The organism is Micromonospora sp. NBC_00898 (assembly GCF_045207895.1).
Lineage (GTDB): Bacteria > Actinomycetota > Actinomycetes > Mycobacteriales > Micromonosporaceae > Micromonospora.
In genome coordinates, this window is the sequence record NZ_CP108775.1 from 2,032,929 (window position 1) to 2,050,594 (window position 17,666).

16 protein-coding genes, 2 pseudogenes and 1 riboswitch are annotated in these 17,666 nt (G+C 71.5%); of the genes and pseudogenes, 11 read left to right on the forward strand and 7 right to left on the reverse strand.

Annotated elements, in window-relative coordinates; genetic code table 11:
• Positions 1 to 17: 17 nt before the first annotated feature.
• The 3 genes from OG799_RS09895 to OG799_RS09905 form a co-directional block, all read right to left on the reverse strand.
• Complete coding sequence (locus tag OG799_RS09895; protein WP_406044729.1) at positions 18 to 1,697, reverse strand: recombinase family protein; 1,680 nt, start codon at positions 1,695 to 1,697, stop codon at positions 18 to 20.
• Positions 1,698 to 1,992: 295 nt separating this feature from the next.
• Complete coding sequence (locus tag OG799_RS09900) at positions 1,993 to 3,132, reverse strand: hypothetical protein (RefSeq protein ID WP_406044730.1); 1,140 nt, start codon at positions 3,130 to 3,132, stop codon at positions 1,993 to 1,995.
• 298 nt (positions 3,133 to 3,430) lie between these two features.
• Positions 3,431 to 3,925 carry a hypothetical protein gene (locus OG799_RS09905; RefSeq protein WP_406044731.1) on the reverse strand — a complete coding sequence of 165 codons (495 nt, stop codon included), beginning with the start codon at positions 3,923 to 3,925 and terminating at the stop codon, positions 3,431 to 3,433.
• Positions 3,926 to 3,980: 55 nt separating this feature from the next.
• On the opposite strand from OG799_RS09905, the gene OG799_RS09910 reads away from it, so the two are divergent.
• From OG799_RS09910 to OG799_RS09940, 7 genes are all read left to right on the forward strand, one after another.
• Entirely contained in the window at positions 3,981 to 5,273 is a 1,293-nt protein-coding gene (locus OG799_RS09910; protein WP_406044732.1) for a sensor histidine kinase, read from the forward strand.
• Positions 5,274 to 5,358: 85 nt separating this feature from the next.
• The gene (locus tag OG799_RS09915) at positions 5,359 to 6,036 is read left to right on the forward strand and encodes a response regulator (RefSeq protein WP_406044733.1); all 678 of its coding nucleotides are present in this window, start codon (positions 5,359 to 5,361) and stop codon (positions 6,034 to 6,036) included.
• On the forward strand, positions 6,033 to 6,530 hold the full coding sequence (locus OG799_RS09920) for a hypothetical protein (protein ID WP_406044734.1): 498 nt from the start codon (positions 6,033 to 6,035) through the stop codon (positions 6,528 to 6,530). Before OG799_RS09915 ends, OG799_RS09920 begins: the two co-directional genes overlap by 4 nt.
• Positions 6,531 to 6,664: 134 nt before the next feature.
• A complete protein-coding gene (locus OG799_RS09925) occupies positions 6,665 to 7,114 on the forward strand; it encodes a helix-turn-helix transcriptional regulator (protein WP_406044735.1) in 450 nt (149 codons plus the stop codon).
• A gap of 5 nt (positions 7,115 to 7,119) precedes the next feature.
• Positions 7,120 to 7,530 (forward strand): VOC family protein, encoded by a 411-nt coding sequence (locus OG799_RS09930; protein WP_406044736.1) that lies wholly within the window; start codon positions 7,120 to 7,122, stop codon positions 7,528 to 7,530.
• A 173-nt stretch (positions 7,531 to 7,703) separates the two neighbouring features.
• Complete coding sequence (locus tag OG799_RS09935; protein WP_406044737.1) at positions 7,704 to 8,060, forward strand: VOC family protein; 357 nt, start codon at positions 7,704 to 7,706, stop codon at positions 8,058 to 8,060.
• Between the two features lie 216 nt (positions 8,061 to 8,276).
• The gene (locus OG799_RS09940) at positions 8,277 to 10,670 is read left to right on the forward strand and encodes an ATP-binding cassette domain-containing protein (protein WP_406044738.1); all 2,394 of its coding nucleotides are present in this window, start codon (positions 8,277 to 8,279) and stop codon (positions 10,668 to 10,670) included.
• Between the two features lie 124 nt (positions 10,671 to 10,794).
• Here OG799_RS09940 and OG799_RS09945 read toward each other — a convergent pair whose 3' ends face one another.
• Positions 10,795 to 11,382 carry a TetR/AcrR family transcriptional regulator gene (locus OG799_RS09945; RefSeq protein WP_406044739.1) on the reverse strand — a complete coding sequence of 196 codons (588 nt, stop codon included), beginning with the start codon at positions 11,380 to 11,382 and terminating at the stop codon, positions 10,795 to 10,797.
• A gap of 156 nt (positions 11,383 to 11,538) precedes the next feature.
• Between OG799_RS09945 and OG799_RS09950 the strand changes: the two are divergent.
• Positions 11,539 to 12,557, forward strand: a pseudogene (locus tag OG799_RS09950) (aldo/keto reductase).
• Positions 12,558 to 13,343: 786 nt separating this feature from the next.
• Here the strand turns inward: OG799_RS09950 and OG799_RS09955 are convergent.
• Positions 13,344 to 13,605, reverse strand: a pseudogene (locus OG799_RS09955) (response regulator transcription factor); the annotation flags it as partial.
• A gap of 62 nt (positions 13,606 to 13,667) precedes the next feature.
• Entirely contained in the window at positions 13,668 to 14,060 is a 393-nt protein-coding gene (locus OG799_RS09960) for a sensor histidine kinase (protein ID WP_406044740.1), read from the reverse strand.
• A 199-nt stretch (positions 14,061 to 14,259) separates the two neighbouring features.
• On the opposite strand from OG799_RS09960, the gene OG799_RS09965 reads away from it, so the two are divergent.
• Positions 14,260 to 15,282: a tyrosine-type recombinase/integrase gene (locus tag OG799_RS09965; protein WP_406044741.1), complete on the forward strand. Its 1,023-nt coding sequence runs from the start codon at positions 14,260 to 14,262 to the stop codon at positions 15,280 to 15,282.
• A gap of 5 nt (positions 15,283 to 15,287) precedes the next feature.
• Here the strand turns inward: OG799_RS09965 and OG799_RS09970 are convergent, their stop codons facing one another.
• Positions 15,288 to 15,677, reverse strand: coding sequence for a nuclear transport factor 2 family protein (locus OG799_RS09970; protein ID WP_406044742.1), 390 nt, complete (start codon positions 15,675 to 15,677; stop codon positions 15,288 to 15,290).
• A gap of 187 nt (positions 15,678 to 15,864) precedes the next feature.
• On the opposite strand from OG799_RS09970, the gene OG799_RS09975 reads away from it, so the two are divergent.
• Entirely contained in the window at positions 15,865 to 16,434 is a 570-nt protein-coding gene (locus tag OG799_RS09975; RefSeq protein WP_406044743.1) for a hypothetical protein, read from the forward strand.
• A 124-nt stretch (positions 16,435 to 16,558) separates the two neighbouring features.
• Entirely contained in the window at positions 16,559 to 17,584 is a 1,026-nt protein-coding gene (locus OG799_RS09980) for a hypothetical protein (RefSeq protein WP_406044744.1), read from the forward strand.
• Positions 17,583 to 17,666, forward strand: a riboswitch (ZMP/ZTP riboswitch). (Overlaps the previous gene by 2 nt.)

The window sequence follows — 17,666 nt, forward strand, 5'->3', positions numbered from 1 at the left end:
TCAGTCGGGCGGCGGGGTTACTGGTCTTCCAAGGGGCGGACCCAGGCGATTTCGGCCCGGGAGTCAATCGGCGGGCGGGTCATACCGTCGGGGGCTTTCCTGACGGTGATCTCGCGGACGAACAGGGCGACGAACGCCCGCCGCTCGGCGATCGGCGCCCGGGCCCACCACGAACCGGGCCCGATCGGGTCCTCGCCCGGTTCGCCGAGCCATTCCACGATCGGGAGAAGGGGCGACGCCGCAGCGTCGAGGGCGGCCAGTTGACCGGTCAGGGCGTCGATCCGGGCCGACAACGCCCGCTCGGCGTCCAGGAATCGGCGCTGGCCGACCTTCCCCGAGTAGCCGCCCTTCTCCCGGTCGTCGTACAGGTTGTCCAGGGCGCGTTCCGCGTCGTCCAGCTCGCCCGCGATCGCGCCCCGCTGCGCGGCGGTCGCCGGATCAGTGCTGGCGATCCCGAACAGTCGGGCGGCCTCGGCGAGGGCGTCCAAGGTTTCCGGGTCCTCGCCCGTGTCGGCGGTCGAGATCAGGGCGAAGATCCGCCGGGCGACGTAATCGTCTAGGGCTTCCATCGACACAGTGCAGTCGTTCGCGTGCTGGCCCGGCCGGCGCAGGCCCCGAGGGCGGGCGCAGCGGTACGCGGACCGGGCCGCGCGGGCGGCGATGCGGTGGCTCTTCATGATCGCGCCGCATTCGCAGCGCAGGATGCCGAGGGACGACAGGAGGGCCTGAACGCCCGTCGGGACCGGGGCGACCCCGGCGCGGCCGTCTAGCGCGGTCTGGAGGGCGTACCAGGTCGCAGGGTCGATGATCTCGGGGTGCGCCGGGACGGGCTTCCCGTCGTCGTCGCGGACCAGGCGGTAACCGGCGACGTTCCCGGACGGGGTCCCGTTCGGGCGGGTCGCGTAGACGATCTCGGCGGCGTAGCCCGCGATGCGCGGGTCCCGCAGGATGCGGGCGAGCGTGTGGCCCCACCAGGCGGACCCGGCGGTGTTCTTCCCGACGGTCCCGCCTCGGGTCGGGACCTGGTCGCGGTTCAGCTCGGCGGCGACGGTGACCAGGGTCGGCGGGTCGGTCGGGTCCAGGACCCGGGCGACCATGCGCCGGATGACGGCGGCCTCCGCCTCGCGGACGGCGAGGGTCTTAATGGCGATCGGGCGGCCGTCGGTGTTGTGCCGGATCTCGGACGCCAGGGCGAAGCCGTAGGGAGGCTTCCCGGACACGTACCCGCCGAGGGCGCGGGCGGCGGCCTTCGCCCCCTTGACGGCGGCGCTCTTGTTCTTGGACTCGCTGTGCGCGGCGTCCAGCCGCATCAGGAGGTGGATCAGGTCCATAAGGTTGCCCTTACGGAACTCGCCTTCGGTCACAGAGATGATCGTCACGCCGAGGCCGAGGAGTTCGCTCACGATCGGGATCGCGTCCGTGACCTCCTGACGGGAGAACCGCGACACGTAGTAAACGATGATCGTGTTTACACGCCCCGAGCGACAGTCGGCGATCAGCCGCTCAAACCCAGGGCGCTCGGCCCCGCTGAACGCTGAAATACCGATGTCCTCGTAGCTGCCGACCCAGGTCGCGCCGAACTGGTCGGCGCGGGCGCGGTTCGCCTCGCGCTGCGTTGCGGGGGATGCTTCGGATTTGTTTTCACGGGCCCGGGACTGGCGGACGTAGCCGGCGGCCCTGATCTGTAGAGGGGACATGTCGAGGACTGTAGCCCCCTCGACAAGAGTCGTTTGTGCACGCTGGTCGCATAGACCTGCCTGATGCAGAGATGGATCGCCAACGCCGCAGGAGGAATCAGCCAACGGCTGTACCCGGGCGGCGCGACGGCGTGCCGGCGATCGAGTGCGGAAAGCATGCTGCTTCCTCTCCCGAGGATGGAAAGAACTTCCTGCTTCATGCCCCCACCGCCCGCTTCGGCGAAACCCACCACGCGCCCGACGGTCGAGACGCTGAGCCGAACGGTCAGCCCGCGCCCCGCACCTGACGGCGCCGTCACGCCACGGAAGCGCCCGGCCCCACCTCACCCGAGTCCGCCAGCGCCGGGCCGGCCCCGTCGGCCTCCCGCCACGGGATCAGCCGCAACGCCAACCGCGCCCGCCCCGGCCCCGCCAACCGCCGCGGCCCGTACTTCGCGTCGAACAACGCGAACACCCGGGCGCGCAGCGCGTCCCCGTCCACCCGCGCCAGCCGGAACTGCGTGCCCGACCAGCCGTCCACCGCCAGCGGCCGGGACAACTGCACCTCCAACGGCCCCGTCCCGTGATCGGTCAACTGGTCCACGATCGGCGACCCGTCGATGCACCACCCGTCGACCAGCGCCACGAAGTGCACCTCGCAGGAGCGCAACACCACGCCGTCGTACCGCAACGCCATCGGCAGGCACACGTACTCCGCCAACCGCCGGGTGCTCGGATGCCGCCACAACTCGTCGAAGCGGCTCTCCACGAACTCACCCAACGGGCTGCCCATGAACACCTCCAGGTGCGGCGCCGCCGACGCCCGCACTCCGACCGGGAAGAACGAGATCAGCGCCTTGTCGTCCCACCGGAACATGTGCGCCGTCGGCGAGGCGTCGTAGATCCGCACCTGAAGACGGGCCCGCGTCTCCGCATCCAGGGACTCGGCGAACTTGTTGAGCCGGCGCAGATTGTCCACGATCACCTCCCGGACGTTCACCGGCCGGATCTCCTCGGCCCGCTGCGACGCCGCCGCCGAATCCGGATCCAGCAGCAGCACCCGCACCAGGACCCCGTTGCCCAGCGCCGTCCGCAGGGCACGCAGGAACCGGTCGCGGCCGGAGCCCTCCAGCAGATGGCTGCCCGTGTCCATGATCGATACCATTGAGGAGGCGGCCGCCACGTGCGCGCTGAACTCCTCGTCGTCGAAGCGTGGATGCTCCTCCACCCGCGACCGGCGCAGCTCCTCGAAGAGCGGATCCACGATCGCGTACGAGAACGCCACGATGACGATGCTCGCGCCGATGTTGAGCAGCAGCGCCTGGTTGTAGCCGGTGACCGTCCGCCCCCAGACCAACAGCGCCGCCGACAATGCCAGCAGGCCGAGGAAACCGGCCGCGCGACGGGCGCGCCACCGCAGGCCCCGACGGAGAACTCCCGCCATCCGTGTGCCCACGCGTCCTCCCCACTGACGCCGGTAGGTCGATGATGCCCACCACAGTGGACGCGCACAACGGATCACGACTTCCGATCAATGGCAACGAAACAGGCCCTTCCCGGCAGGAGGAGTGGCCGTCACCGGGGCGACCGACGCGGTGAGATCCCATGTGGGCCCGCCCGGCGGGGTGCCTGTCGGGTGAACTAGGTGCCGTCAGCTCTTCTCACCATCCTGAGCCACCCGGCCGGGCTCGTAGGCGCAGTGCCCGATCGGGCCCTCGTGGCGGTCGTTTGCGACCGACCACGAGGCCCCCGAGTCACGCGTCGCGCAGCTGCAGCGAGAGCAGGCCCGCCAGCAGGGCGCCCGCCGCCCATATGGCCAGGACGCCCAGGTCCTGCCACGGTCCGATCGTCAGCGAGTCCAACGCCCTCGTCGCCGGGATCTTCAGGCCGGCCAACATCGGCGAGAGCCGGTCGATCCGCCTCAGCCACCGAGGGTCGGTGATGAACGAGGCCAGGATCGGCGCGACGTACAGCAGGATGAGCATCGTGGCGATCGACCCGGCGGTGTCACGCAGCACTGCGGCGACACCGTAGCTCAACAGCGCCACCAGGGCGAGGTAGAGCACGGTGCCGTACACCGCCCGCAGCGTCGGCTCGTCCCCGAGCGAGAGGCCCTCGTCGCCGTTGGCGGCGCTGAGCGCGGTGCCGGGGGCAGCGACGCTAGGCGGCCGGGGACGCCCGGTCGTCCCGCCGTGGAGCCGTCTTCGGGTGCCGGGCTCCGGGTGACGCCGCGGCGGCGGGTCCCCCACGTGGGGGACGGGCACCGGGGACGCGGCGGACCGGCCGTGCCGCGAGAATGGCGGCATGGAGGGGGATGCGCACGGCCGGCCGGCCGCCGCCGTCGGACGTCTGGTCGGACGGGTCACCAGCCTTCCCGAGCTGCCAGCGGTCGCTGCGGCGCTGCTCGGGTTCGCCGCGATGGTGGAGACCGTCCTGCGCGGCGTGGTTTCCGGTGCCCTGCAGCCGGCCGCGCTGCTCCTCGCCGTCTGCGCCACCGCGCCGGTGGCGCTGCTGCGGACCCGGCCGATGTGGGCCGCGGCGGCGACAACAGCGGCGGCGGCGCTCACGCTCATGCTGTACCCCCGGCCGCCGACCGCGGTGCTCGCCGCCGAGGTCGTCGCGCTCTACGTGGTGGGGTGTCGCCATCGGGCCACCACGACCGCATGGTTCGTTCCGCCGTTCGTGGCCTACGCGATCCTCGGCCCGCCCGGGGGCGGCCTGGACGGGCGGATGTTCGCGCTCGTCGTCGCGGCGGCGACCGTCGGGGCGGCCGGCGCCGGTGTCTCGGTGCGCGCCCGCGCGGCGACCGCGGCCGACGACGAGTCCCGCCAGGCGATGGCGAAAACCCTGCTCGCGTACGCGGCGCGGGGCGAACGCGCCCGGATCGCCCGTGAGCTGCACGACGTCGTGGCCCACCACATCTCGATGATCGCGGTGCAGGCGGAGACGGCCCGGCTGACCACGCCCGGGCTGCCGCCGGACGGGGCGAAACGCCTCCTCGCGATCGGTGACACGGCGCGGGCGGCGCTCACCGAGATGCGCCGGCTCCTCGGGGTCCTGCGCGAGGATGCCGAGGAGCCCGGCTTGACCGGCCCGAACCGCACACCGCAGCCCGGTCTGCGGCAGCTCACCGAGCTGCTCGACGAGGCGCGCGACTCGACCGGGGCGGGCGCGCGGCTGCTCGTGCGCGGCCGGGTCGTCCCGCTCGCCCAGGGCGTGCAGCTCACCACGTACCGGATCGTGCCGGAGGCGCTGACCAACGTCCGCCGGCACGCCCCCGGCGCCGCGGTCGACGTCGAGCTCGCGTACACGAGCGACGCCCTGCGCGTGCGCGTGCGCGTCCGCGACAACGGCCCCGGGCCGGTCCCCGGGCAGCCCGCCGGCGCCGGACACGGGCTGCTCGGCATGCGCGAGCGGGTCGCCACCCTGGGCGGCGAGCTGTGGACCGGCCCCGCGCCGGGCGGCGGCTTCCTGGTCGACGCCGTGCTGCCGCTCCCCGAGGAGGCACCGTCGGCGACACCGGTCGCGGCCGGGCCGGACGGTCACCGGCGCGCCCGAACCGTTGTCGGATCGAGCGAAACTCCGGTGGACCAATGAGCGGTCCGGAGCGCAGCGGAGGAGCCGCGAACGCAGGGCGGCTTGGAGCCTCATGCTGTTGCCGAAGCGAAGCGGAGGTGACGGCATGAGCGGGCCGGTGCGGGTCGTCGTCGCCGACGACCAGGAGGTCGTCCGGGCCGGCTTCGCCGCGCTCCTCGACATGCAGCCGGACCTCACCGTGGTGGGCAGCGCCGCCGACGGCGCCGAGGCGGTGCGGGTGTGCCGGGAGCGGCGGCCCGACGTGGTCCTCATGGACGTGCGCATGCCGGTGATGGACGGCATCGAGGCCACCCGGCACCTGGCCGCCGACGACGGCCCCCGGATCCTCATCCTCACCACGTTCGACCTGGACGAGCACGTCTACGATGCCCTCGGCGCCGGGGCGAGCGGCTTCCTCCTCAAGGACGTCACCGCCGAGCGGCTGTTCGACGCCGTCCGGGTCGTCGCGGCCGGCGAGGCGCTCCTCGCGCCGACGGTGACCCGGCGGCTGATCGGGGAGTTCGCGCGGCTGCGTCCACGGCCGCCCCGGCACCCGGCTCCGCTCGGCGTGCTCACCCCGCGGGAGACCGAGGTGCTGCGACTGCTCGCCGAGGGCCTGTCCAACCCGGAGGTCGCCGAGCGGCTCGTGGTCAGCGACGAGACCGTGAAGACGCACGTGAGCCGACTGCTGGGCAAGCTCGGCTTGCGGGACCGGACGCAGGCGTTCGTCGTCGCCTACGAGACCGGGCTGGTCGTCCCGGGCGGCAACCGGGGCGGACCGTGAACGACGACGCACTCGCCGCCTCGCTGGCGGCGCACCTGGACCGGCTCACGTTCGTGGACCGGTCGACCGACGAGGTCACCGCGCTGCTCGTCGACGCGGTCGCCGCGTGGGGTGAGGCCCAGGGCTTCCGGGTGTACCGGCGCGCCGCGAGTGTCGTCCCGCTGCCCGCCCCGTACCAGAGCCGGCACTCGGTCGTGGACGTCGCCTGCGCTCGTCCCGTCGGCCGCCCCGTCGTGATCGAGGTGGACCGCACCGACCGCCGGCGCACCGTGGAAAAGCTGCTCGCCGAGGTCGACGCCGGCCGGGTCGCGCTCTGGGTGCGCTGGGGGCCGGGACCGTTCACCGCACCGCCCCCGCCGATCCGCCTCGTGACCTGCGAGGTCGCCGTGCGCAACCACCGGCACTCGCGACTGCCGGCCCTCCCCGCGCCGCCGCATTCCGCCCCGGCCGGCGCGGCGGCCGAGCCGGTCGAGCTGCCGCTCACCGCAGACTGAGCTTCATGCCCTCGTGGCTGGCGACGAACCCGCGCAGGTCGCGCGCGACCTGCGCGGTCGGGCCGCGCGTCCCCGCGAAGTGGGGTGGGCCGCCAGCGGCGCTGGGCAACTCCGGCGCGACGTACGATTCGCAGGTGACCAGCAGACCCGCGGCGGCGCAGCACCTGCGCGACCTCGCGCGGCTGCGCCGCGTCCGCGACCGGATCGACCGGGAGTACGCGCAGCCGCTGGACGTCGAGGCGCTCGCCCGCGGCGCGAACATGTCGGCCGGGCACCTCAGCCGCGAGTTCCGGCGCGCCTACGGCGAGTCGCCGTACGCCTATCTGATGACGCGGCGCATCGAGCGGGCGATGACGCTGCTGCGTCGTGGCGACCTCAGCGTCACCGAGGTCTGTTTCGCGGTCGGCTGTGCGTCGCTGGGCACCTTCAGCAGTCGCTTCACCGAGCTGGTCGGTGTGCCGCCCAGCGTCTATCGGCACCAGGCGGCGAGCGCGACGGCGGGGATGCCGCCGTGCGTGGCGAAACAGGTGACCAGACCGGTCAGGAATCGAGAAGCGCCGGCCCCCGAGGCGCACCTAGCCTGATCGCCATGGACATCACCATTCACACGACCTTCCTCCCGCACGTCGACCCGGACGCCTCCCTGGCCTTCTATCGCGACGTCCTCGGCTTCGAGGTCCGCAGCGACGTCGGACAGGGCACGATGCGTTGGATCACGGTCGGCCCCGTCGACCAGCCCGGCACGTCCATCCTGCTGGCGCCGCCGGCCGCCGACCCCGGCGTCACCGACGACGAGCGCCGCACGATCGCCGAGATGATGGCCAAGGGCACCTACGGCTGGATCCTGCTGGGCACCAAAGACCTCGACGGCACCTTCGAGAAGCTGCAAGCCGGCGACGCCGAGGTCGTCCAGGAGCCGATCGAGCAGCCGTACGGCATCCGCGACTGCGCCTTCCGCGATCCCGCCGGCAACCTGATCCGCATCCAGGAGCTGCGCTGAGCCGTCCTGGCGACCGCAAGCCTGACTGACCTTCCCTTGGGAGATGGGCCCGGCTAAGCAGAACGGCCAGCGGCGAGATCCCCATCAGGGGCGATCGGGCTGTCGATTTCCGGACTTCCCGTTCGTCTTCAAACCAGACAACACCGACCAGACCCACGACGTCAGGAGTGACCATGACCGGCTCTTCCACCCAGGGAATCAAGACCGTGCTGCATCCCGTCTCCGACCTGGCGGCGGCCAAGGAGGTGTACGCCGCCCTGCTCGGCGTACCGCCGCAGACCGACGAGTCCTACTACGTCGGCTTCGAGGCCGAGGGCCAGCACATCGGGCTGGTGCCGGGCGGTGGACCGCACGGCATGACCGCACCGGTGGCCTACTGGCACGTGCCGGACATCGAGGCGAAGCTGGCCGAGGTGACCGCCGCGGGTGCCACCGTGAAGGAGCCCGTGCGCGACGTCGGTGGCGGCCGCCTGGTGGCCACCGTCACCGATCCCGATGACAACGTCCTCGGGCTGCTCCAGGACCGCTGAGCGGCGCCCCCCCGCCTCCCGCGCTCGGCGTCGTCGCGACACCGAGCGGCATCAGCCGGACGGCCGTCGCGCCACCCCGGCCGACACCGCCGATCAGGTGGACAGCGACCGCGCCGACGATCCAGTACCAGACGTACTGTTCGAAGCTGGTCAGATCGAGCCAGGCGACGCCGACGGATACCGCGAAGGCGGTTCCGCATCACAGATGGAGACACGATGAGCACGGCCACGAGGACGGACACCCAGCCGCCGGCGCTGCACGCTGCCGACAGCCACGACCTGATCCGCGTGCAGGGCGCGCGCGCGAACAACCTCAAGGACGTCAGCGTCGAGCTCCCGAAGCGCCGGCTGACGGTGTTCACCGGCGTCTCCGGCTCGGGCAAGAGCTCGCTGGTGTTCGGCACGATCGCCGCGGAGTCGCAACGGATGATCAACGAGACCTACAGCACCTTCGTGCAGGGCTTCATGCCGACGCTGTCGCGGCCGGAGGTCGACGTACTGGACGGCCTGACGACGGCGATCATCGTCGACCAGGAGCGGATGGGCTCCAACCCCCGCTCCACCGTCGGCACCGCCACCGACGCCAACGCGATGCTGCGCATCCTGTTCAGTCGGCTCGCGAAGCCGCACATCGGCTCGCCCAATGCGTACTCGTTCAACGTCCCTTCGGTGAAGGCCAGCGGTGCGATCACCGTTGAGCGCGGCGCCGGCAAGACGAAGACCGAGAAGGCGACCTTCACCCGTCTCGGCGGCATGTGTCCGCGCTGCGAGGGCATGGGCTCGGTCACCGACTTCGACCTGTCCGCGCTGTACGACGACAGCCTGTCGCTCAACGAGGGCGCACTCACGATCCCCGGCTACAGCATGGACGGTTGGTACGGCCGCATCTTCCGCGGCTGCGGCTTCTTCGACCCGGACAAGCCGATCGGCAAGTACACCAAGAAGGAACTGCACGACCTGCTCCACAAGGAGCCGACCAAGATCAAGGTCGACGGGATCAACCTGACGTACGAGGGGCTGATCCCGAAGATCCAGAAGTCGTTCCTGTCCAAGGACGTCGACGCGCTGCAGCCGCACATCCGCGCCTTCGTGGAGCGGGCGGTGACGTTCACGACCTGTCCCGAGTGCGACGGCAGCCGAGTCAGCACGGAGGCCCGGTCGTCGAAGATCAAGGGGAAGAACATCGCCGACGTCTGCTCGATGCAGATCAGCGACCTGGGCGACTGGGTCCGGGGGCTCAACGAGCCGTCGGTGGCCCCGTTGCTCACCGGGCTGCAACACCTCCTCGACTCGTTCGCGGAGATCGGCCTGGGATACCTCTCGCTCGACCGGCCGTCGGGCACCCTGTCCGGGGGAGAGGCACAGCGCACCAAGATGATCCGCCACCTCGGCTCGTCGCTCACCGACGTCACCTACGTCTTCGACGAGCCCACGATCGGCCTGCACCCCCATGACATCGAGCGGATGAACGACCTGCTGCTGCAACTGCGGGACAAGGGCAACACCGTGCTCGTCGTGGAGCACAAGCCCGAGACGATCGCGATCGCCGACCACGTCGTCGACCTCGGCCCCGGCGCCGGCACGGCGGGCGGCACCGTCTGCTACGAGGGCACCGTCGAGGGGCTGCGGGCCAGCGGCACCATCACCGGCCGCCACCTCGACGACCGCGCCGCCCTCAAGGAGACGGTGCGGACGCCCACCGGCACGCTGGAGATCCGCGGCGCCACCACCAACAACCTGCAGGACGTCGACGTCGACATCCCGCTCGGGGTGCTCTGCGTGATCACCGGTGTGGCGGGCTCCGGCAAGAGCTCCCTCGTGCACGGGTCGATCCCCGCCGGCGAGGATGTGGTGTCGATCGACCAGGGCGCGATCCGCGGCTCGCGACGGAGCAACCCGGCGACGTACACCGGACTGCTCGACCCGATCCGCAAGGCGTTCGCGAAGGCCAACGGCGTGAAGCCGGCGCTGTTCAGCGCCAACTCCGAGGGCGCCTGCCCCACCTGCAACGGCGCGGGCGTCATCTACACCGACCTGGCGGTGATGGCCGGCGTCGCCATCACCTGCGAGGAGTGCGAGGGGAAGCGGTTCCAGGCATCGGTGCTGGAATACCACCTCGGCGGCCGCGACATCAGCGAGGTGCTCGCGATGTCGGTCACGGAGGCCGAGGAGTTCTTCGGCGCCGGCGAGGCGCGCACCCCGGCCGCGCACGCCATCCTCCACCGGCTCGCCGACGTCGGGCTCGGCTACCTCACCCTCGGCCAGCCGCTCACCACGCTGTCCGGCGGCGAGCGGCAGCGGCTCAAGCTGGCCACCCGCATGGCCGAGAAGGGCGACGTCTACGTCCTCGACGAGCCGACCGCGGGTTTGCACCTCGCCGACGTCGAGCAGCTGCTCGGCCTGCTCGACCGGCTCGTCGACTCCGGCAAGTCGGTCATCGTCATCGAGCACCACCAGGCGGTCATGGCGCACGCCGACTGGATCATCGACCTCGGACCCGGAGCCGGCCACGACGGCGGCCGGATCGTCTTCGAGGGCACACCCGCCGACCTCGTCGCCACCCGCCCTACCCTCACCGGCGAGCACCTCGCGGCCTACGTCGGCACCTGACCGCGGCCCTCAGCCGCACACGAAGGACCCGGCCCTGGCTGCGCGGCTGAGGATCGCAGCCAGGTCACCTATCTCATGGCGATCCTCAGCCCGGTCCGTGCTCGGCTACTTCGGCGGCATTGAACTAGTGGAGGCGCAGTCCTGCGATGACGAGTCCGACCATGCGACGCGCGTCGTAGCGGGGGTTGTTGTCCGCGCCGATACAGAGATTGCCGACGCCACGCAGCAGTTCGTAGGCATCCATGTCGGGGAGAATCTCGCCCGTCGTGGCAGCAGCGTCGAGCAGTTGGGCGCACACGGGGACGAGGCGGTCGAGGAAATAGGCGTGCAGAGTCTCGAAGGCGGCATCGTCGGACTGCAACGCCTCGGCGAGGCCGTGCTTGGTGACCAGGAAGTCGACGAAGAGGTTGATCCAACGCGCCAGTGCGACGTGCGGTGTGCTGCTGTTCGCCAGGAGTGTCGGACCGGCCTCAGCGCACGCCTCGATCTGGTGTCGGTAGACGGCGACGATGAGATCGGCTCGCGTCGGGAAGTGGCGGTAGATCGTGCCAACGCCAACGCCGGCCTTCGCGGCGATGTCGCGCACAGGTACATCGACGCCGGACGTGATGAAAGCCGCGGCGGCCGCGTTCAGCAGTGTCTCCTCGTTACGGCGGGCGTCGGCCCGCTTCCGCGGGGCTGACGACCCTGATCCGCTGTCGATGTCGACCACTGCGCCGCTACCTCCGTCACTCCACTTGGCAAACGGAACCGTGTTCCGTATGCTGCTTAACGGAACATTGCTCCGCTTGTCCAGGATGCCAGAACAGGCGGGCCAAAACCAAGCCACCCATCGCAAACTCGCTTCCCCTCCCAAGGAGGAACAGTCATGCAGTACCGCACGTTGGGCCGCACCGGTGTGCAGGTCAGCACCATCGTGCTCGGCGCGATGAACTTCGGCAGTCTGGGACGTACCACCCAGAACGAGGTCACCGCCATGGTCGACGCCGCCCTGGAGGCGGGGATCAACCTCATAGACACGCCGACATGTACAGCCAGGGCGAGTCAGAGGAGATGGTCGGCAAGGCCATCGCCGGCCGCCGCGACGACATCGTGCTGGCCACGAAGGCGAGCATGCCAATGGGCGACGAGCGCAACCATCAGGGCAGTTCGCGCCGCTGGTTGGTCACCGAGTTGGACAACAGCCTGCGCCGTCTCGGTGTCGACCACGTTGATCTCTACCAGCTCCACCGGTGGGACCCGAACACCAGCGACGAGGAGACGCTGTCGGCATTGACCGACCTGCAGCGCGCGGGAAAGATTCGGTACTTCGGATCCTCGACTTTCCCGGCGTACCGCCTCGTGCAAGCCCAATGGGCCGCCCGGGACAACCATCTGAGCCGTTACGTCACCGAACAGCCCAGCTACTCGATCCTGCAGCGCGGGATCGAGACCCACGTGCTGCCCGTGACCGAGCAGTACGGGCTCGGTGTGCTGGCATGGAGCCCCCTGGCCTCGGGCTGGCTGTCCGGCGCGATCCGCGAGGGCCAGGAAATCACCACCAGCCGCTCGACGTTCATGCCGCAACGCTTCGACACCGCCATCCCCGCCAACCGGGCCAGGCTCGATGCCGTCGAGCAACTGGCCAAAGTCGCCGACGAGGCCGACCTGACCATGATTCAGCTCGCACTCGGATTCGTCACCGCGCACCCCGCCGTGACCAGCGCGATCATCGGCCCCCGCACTATGGAGCACTTGCACTCTCAGCTCGCCGCCGCAGACACCGTGCTCTCCGCCGACGTGCTCGACGCGATCGACGCGATCGTCGCTCCCGGCGTCGACCTCGCCGCACACGAGAAGTACGACACGCCGCCCGCCCTGCTTGACGCGGCGCAGCGACGTCGCTGATCGCTCGTCACGTCAGTCAGCAGGCGGCAGGCGGCAGTAGCTTGCGCACCCCCTTCAGGATCATGACCGTCGACATCCTCTCCGGCGGACGGCTCGACTTCGGTGCAGGCTCACGACACACGGTCATCGGCAGATCCACCCGCCCGGCCCAGCGACTCGCCGTTGGCATCTACGGACAGTGATGGCAGTCGGGGCTGACGTTCCGCACCGAATTGGTGCCAGATCCACGGCTGGCGCCGGTTCTCCACCAGGTTGCCATGGTCACCGCGCCGCCGTTGATGCGCATGGCGGGGGAGACCCAGACCTATCGGGTGGTCGTTCCCCACCTTGCCGATCAGAGCAAGGTGGGGAACGACCACGTCCGTTACAGCGGGTGGTAGGTGACAAGATCTCGAGCGACGACCGGCGGCAACGGTGGCTCACCGTGGTGAGAAGGATTACGGCCCCGAGGAATCAATGGAACCGTGGTTGGCGCTGAGGTTGATCTTGCTGTGGTCGGCTTACTTCGCGGGGGGCGTCGAGCTGGCGGGGTACGGCACCCGACCGCGCCGAACTCGGCCGGAGACAGGTCCCGCCCTTTCGAGCCACAACTGCGCGCTCAGCTGACGGCGGCGCCGAACCACGTGGGCGGCTGGCTGAACAGATCCTGCTGGTCTTCACCACGGACAAGCTCCTCCCGAAGCGCGAGTTCTCTCATCTGTCCGAACTCGTCCTACTCCAGATTCGATAATGTACATTATGTAAAGTCAACCTGGTGGGGCCCTCCCGGGGAAGCGACCCCGGCTCCGGCCCGGAGGGACCCACCAGGCCCGTCTCGCACGCGACGATGACCGCCTGGACGCGGTCGCGCAGCCCCAGCTTGCCGAGGATCCGCGCCACATGCGTCTTCACCGTCGCCTCCGACAGGTGCAGCTGCCCGGCCAGCTCCGCGTTGGTGTGCCCGCGTGCCACCAGGCACGTCGGGACGGGTACGCCGCACCGCCTGGGCGGCCTCCACGCCGTTCACCGCCTCCGCCACCACCTCGATGCCGTCCGAATTGAGGATCATCCGGAACCCGGCCCGCACCAGGTTCTGGTCGTCGGCGATCGCCACCCGCGGCGCACCCGCGCTCACGACGCACCCAGCGGTATCACGGCGCTGACCCGGTAACCGTCCGCGCTCAGCAGCGGCCCGGCGCGCAACGTGCCCCCGTACACCGCCAGCCGCTCACGCAGGCCGAGCAGCCCCCGCCCGGAGCAGCCCTCCCCGGTGGGCCGGCCGCCGGTGTCGGTGACCTCCACCCGCAGCTCGTCGTCACCGTAGTGCACCACCACCGACGCCGACGCACCCGATGCATGCTTGACGATGTTCGTTAGCGCCTCCTGCACCACCCGGTACGCGGCCAACGCCTCCCCGGCGGACACCGGCCGGGGCGCGCCGGTGACCGACAGCTCGACCGACCAGCGTCGCCACCTGCTCCAGGCCCGGCTGCGGCGCCAGGTCCGGCCCCTCCTCCGCCGCACCGGTGAGCAGACCCATGACGTGCCGCAGCTCCACCATCGCGGTACGCCCCGCGTCCTCGACCGCCAGCAACGCCTCCCGGGACTGCTGCGGCGCCGAATCCAGGGTGCGGCGGGCGCCGGCTCGGGATGCGGGGGACGACGCGCTCCCCCGCATCCCCGGGGATGGCCGGAAACGCGAAAGTCATGCATAATATCCCTTATGCATGACAAAGCGGGTGATTCGGTAGGGCGGTTGATCGAGGAGTTCCTGACCGACCGGGCCACCCGCAAGCCTTCCCCGCACACTCTCGCGGCGTACCGGCGGGACCTGACCACCGTGGCGACCCTGGTCCCGGACAAGGCCACTTCCCTCCCCCTCGACCAGCTGCCGATCACCGCCCTCTCCCCCAGCGTCATGCGGGCGGCGTTCGCCCGGTTCGCCGCTCCCCGCGCCGCCGCCTCCGTCCACCGCGCCTGGTCCACCTGGAACAGCTTCTTCACCTTCCTGGTCGCCGAAGGGGTCGTACCCGGGAACCCGATGCCGGCGGTCGGTCGGCCCCGCACACCGCTCCTCCAGCCGAAGCCGCTGCGCGGCGAGGACACCCCGGAGGAGTTGCTGGCCGCGGTCGCCCGCGAGGACGGCCGGCAGCGCGACCCGTGGCCGGAGCGGGACCTGGCGGCGCTGGCGCTGGCGCTCTGCGCCGGGCTGCGCCTGTCGGAGCTGCTGGCGCTGCGGGTGGCGTCGCTGGCCGGTCGGGAGGGTGAGCGGCGGGTGGACGTGGCCGGCAAGGGCGGGCGCCCCCGTACGGTGCCGATCGAGGCGGGCCTGGACCGGGTGCTGGCCGACTACCTGGACAGTCGCCGTCGCCGCTTCGGCGCGCGCAGCGTACGCCCGGACTCGCCGCTGCTGGTGGACCGGCGGGGTGAGCCGCTGCGCCGGGGTGGCCTGCAGTACCTGGTGGAGTCCTGCTACCGGCGGGCGGGCATCGGTGACCGGGTGCCGCGTGGGGCGCGGCTGCACGCGTTGCGGCACACGTTCGCGACCCGGTTGGCGGAGGACGGGGCGAGCGCGGCGGAGATCATGCGGTTGCTGGGGCACGCGTCGTTGGCGTCGTCGCAGACGTACATCGAGGTGACGGCGGGCCAGCAGCGGGCGGCGGTGCGGTCGAACCGGACGAACCGCGCGCTGGCCGGGCTGGCGGGTGGGCGTGCTGGCGGTCCGGTGGGCCAGTCTCCGGCTTGACGGTGTCAGGCGGGCGGGAGCGCGGGGCTGATGTGCGCGGCCAGGATCCGCCAGCCCTGCTCGTCGTGGTACGTCCAGGTCCGGGTGTAGCGCAGTCGCGCCGCGAACGGTGCGCCGTCGAAGGTGCCCGCTACCCGGCCGAGGAGAAAGGTCACCCCGGTGGTTCCGGCGACGAGCAGCTCCAACTGCTCCTGCACCAGTTCCTCGATGACGGAGGTGCCGTCGCGGTGGGCGGCCAGGTCGTCGTGCTTGGTGTGCCGGGCCCCGTCCGGGCCGATGGCGATCAGGTCGTCGTGGAGCAGCTGGTCGAGCGCGGTGACGTCTCCCGTCCGCTGGGCGGCCTGGAGGCGGTGTTCCGCGTCGAGCAGCTCGGCCTCTCGTTCGGTGTCCCTCATGCTGCCGTCCTCCTGCTTCGACCGAACGCGTGCGGTGGGGCCGGCGTCGGTCCCGGCAGCCAGGGTATCGGCGGGTTGCCGGCGGACGGGGCGTCTCGGCCGCTCGGGTCGGGTGCCGGGGGTGTCACGGGACAGCGACCACTGCTGACGGGGCAGTCGGATGCGACGGGGCGACTATGTTGCGGCCATGGGAAGAGCCGCGGCGGCGTCCGTCGCCGTACTGCTCGCGGTCACCGTCGCCGGGTGCGCGGCGGAGGGCCGGCTCGGGCTCCGGGTGTCCGGCTGCACCGCACCGGCGCACGAGGACGAGCTGCTTGACGCGTACGCGGCCGACCCGGTCCTGGCGGTGACGCCGGCGGGTGCCCGGCGGGTGCGCGACGTGGTGCGTAGCCATGGCTGCCACCGGATCAGCCGCGAGGACGCCTCGAACACCTCGGTCTCCCTGTCCTGGCGGTCGGATCGGGACCACGGTGAGGCGGAGCTGCGTCGCACCTTCGACCCGGCGGCCCGCGACGCGGGCTGGCGGTACACGGAGGTTCCGGACCAGCCGCCGACGATCGACGGGGGCGGGTTCCTCAGTTGGTGCCGCAGCGTACGGGACGTGCCCAGCCGCCTGGTGGTCCGGTCGGACCCGGCGCAGCGCGTGGACGTGCGGCCCAGCACGGCCGACCGCTCACCGTCGCCGCGGTGGTCGGTCGCGAGCCCGTCCGGCATCTACCTCATTGTCTACGCGGATCCGACCTGCCTCGCGTCTTGACCGTCGCCTCAGCCCGACGGCGTCGCCAGGCACAGGCGGCGGCTGCGGGTCCGCCCATCGACGGGCCGGCCTACGGCCCGCGCCCGGTCGCGGCCGGCGGTCGACGTGGTGGCAGGATCGTCGGATGCGGGTGGGTGCGGCGCGGGCGGTGGCGATGGAGTGGGTGCGGGAGCACGCGCGGCGGGAGCCGGGTGTGCGGGGCGCGTTCTTCAGCGGGTCGACGGCGGGGGTGCCGGATGATGCGGTACTGCCGGGGTCGTCGGACGTGGACGTGGTGGTGGTGCGTGACGAGCCTGCGGCGAAGGTGGGCAAGTTCCGCCACCGTGGTGTGCTGCTGGAGGTCACGGCGCTGACCTGGGAGGACCTGGGGTCGCCGGAGGATGTGCTGGGGTCGTGGGTGTTCGCGCCGTGTTTCCGCACGGACACGGTGATCCTGGATCCGACGGGGCGGTTGGCGGTGGTGCGGGAGCGGGTTGCGGCGGGGTTCGCGGATCCGGAGTGGGTGCGGCGGCGGTGCGCGGGAGTGCGCCGTCGGGTGGCGGGCGGGTTGCGGGTGCTGGACGCGTCGGCGCCGCTGCACGAGCAGGTTACGGCGTGGTTGTTTCCCACGTCGGTCCTGGCGTTGCTGCCGGTGGTGGCGGCGCTGCGGGATCCGACGGTGCGCCGGCGGTATGTGTTGGCCGGGGAGGTGCTGGCGGCGTACGGGTTGGGCGACCGGTTTCCGGAGCTGCTGGCGTCGCTGGACGGTGGCGGGGTGGGTCCGGATCGGGTGCGGGCGCACCTGGCCGGGTTGGCGGCCACGTTCGACGAGGCGGCGCGGGTGCGGCGTACGGAATTCTTCTTCGGCGCGGACATCAGCCCGGCGGCCCGGGCCGTGGTGGTGGACGGCAGCGCCGAGTTGATCGCGGCGGGCCGGCACCGGGAGGCGATGTTCTGGATCGTGGCGACGTACGCGCGGTGTCACGCGGTCCTGGCGGCGGACGCGCCGGGGCGGGAGGTGGCGTTGCGGCCGGCGTTCGAGGCGGCGGTGGCGGATCTGGGGGTGGCGTCGGCGGCGCAGCGGCGGCGGCGGGCGGACGAGGTGGTGGCGTCGTTGCCGGAGTGGTGGGCGGTGGCGGCTGCGGTCGGCGGTTGGGATGTGGCAGGCTGAGCGCTGACGCGACTGGCGGCACCGGGGATGGCAGTAACCATCGGGGAGCTCGTCGCGGAGGTCGACCGCCTGGGCCTCCGCG

Excerpts from the sequence above, each read along its gene's own strand:
- OG799_RS09970 (WP_406044742.1), bottom strand. The coding sequence starts at position 15,677 with ATGAGGGACACCGAACGAGAGGCCGAGCTGCTCGACGCGGAACACCGC.
- OG799_RS09930 (WP_406044736.1), top strand. The coding sequence starts at position 7,120 with ATGGACATCACCATTCACACGACCTTCCTCCCGCACGTCGACCCGGAC.
- OG799_RS09975 (WP_406044743.1), top strand. The coding sequence starts at position 15,865 with ATGGGAAGAGCCGCGGCGGCGTCCGTCGCCGTACTGCTCGCGGTCACC.
- OG799_RS09935 (WP_406044737.1), top strand. The coding sequence starts at position 7,704 with ATGACCGGCTCTTCCACCCAGGGAATCAAGACCGTGCTGCATCCCGTC.
- OG799_RS09915 (WP_406044733.1), top strand. The coding sequence starts at position 5,359 with ATGAGCGGGCCGGTGCGGGTCGTCGTCGCCGACGACCAGGAGGTCGTC.
- OG799_RS09895 (WP_406044729.1), bottom strand. The coding sequence starts at position 1,697 with ATGTCCCCTCTACAGATCAGGGCCGCCGGCTACGTCCGCCAGTCCCGG.
- OG799_RS09940 (WP_406044738.1), top strand. The coding sequence starts at position 8,277 with ATGAGCACGGCCACGAGGACGGACACCCAGCCGCCGGCGCTGCACGCT.
- OG799_RS09910 (WP_406044732.1), top strand. The coding sequence starts at position 3,981 with ATGGAGGGGGATGCGCACGGCCGGCCGGCCGCCGCCGTCGGACGTCTG.
- OG799_RS09980 (WP_406044744.1), top strand. The coding sequence starts at position 16,559 with ATGCGGGTGGGTGCGGCGCGGGCGGTGGCGATGGAGTGGGTGCGGGAG.
- OG799_RS09965 (WP_406044741.1), top strand. The coding sequence starts at position 14,260 with ATGCATGACAAAGCGGGTGATTCGGTAGGGCGGTTGATCGAGGAGTTC.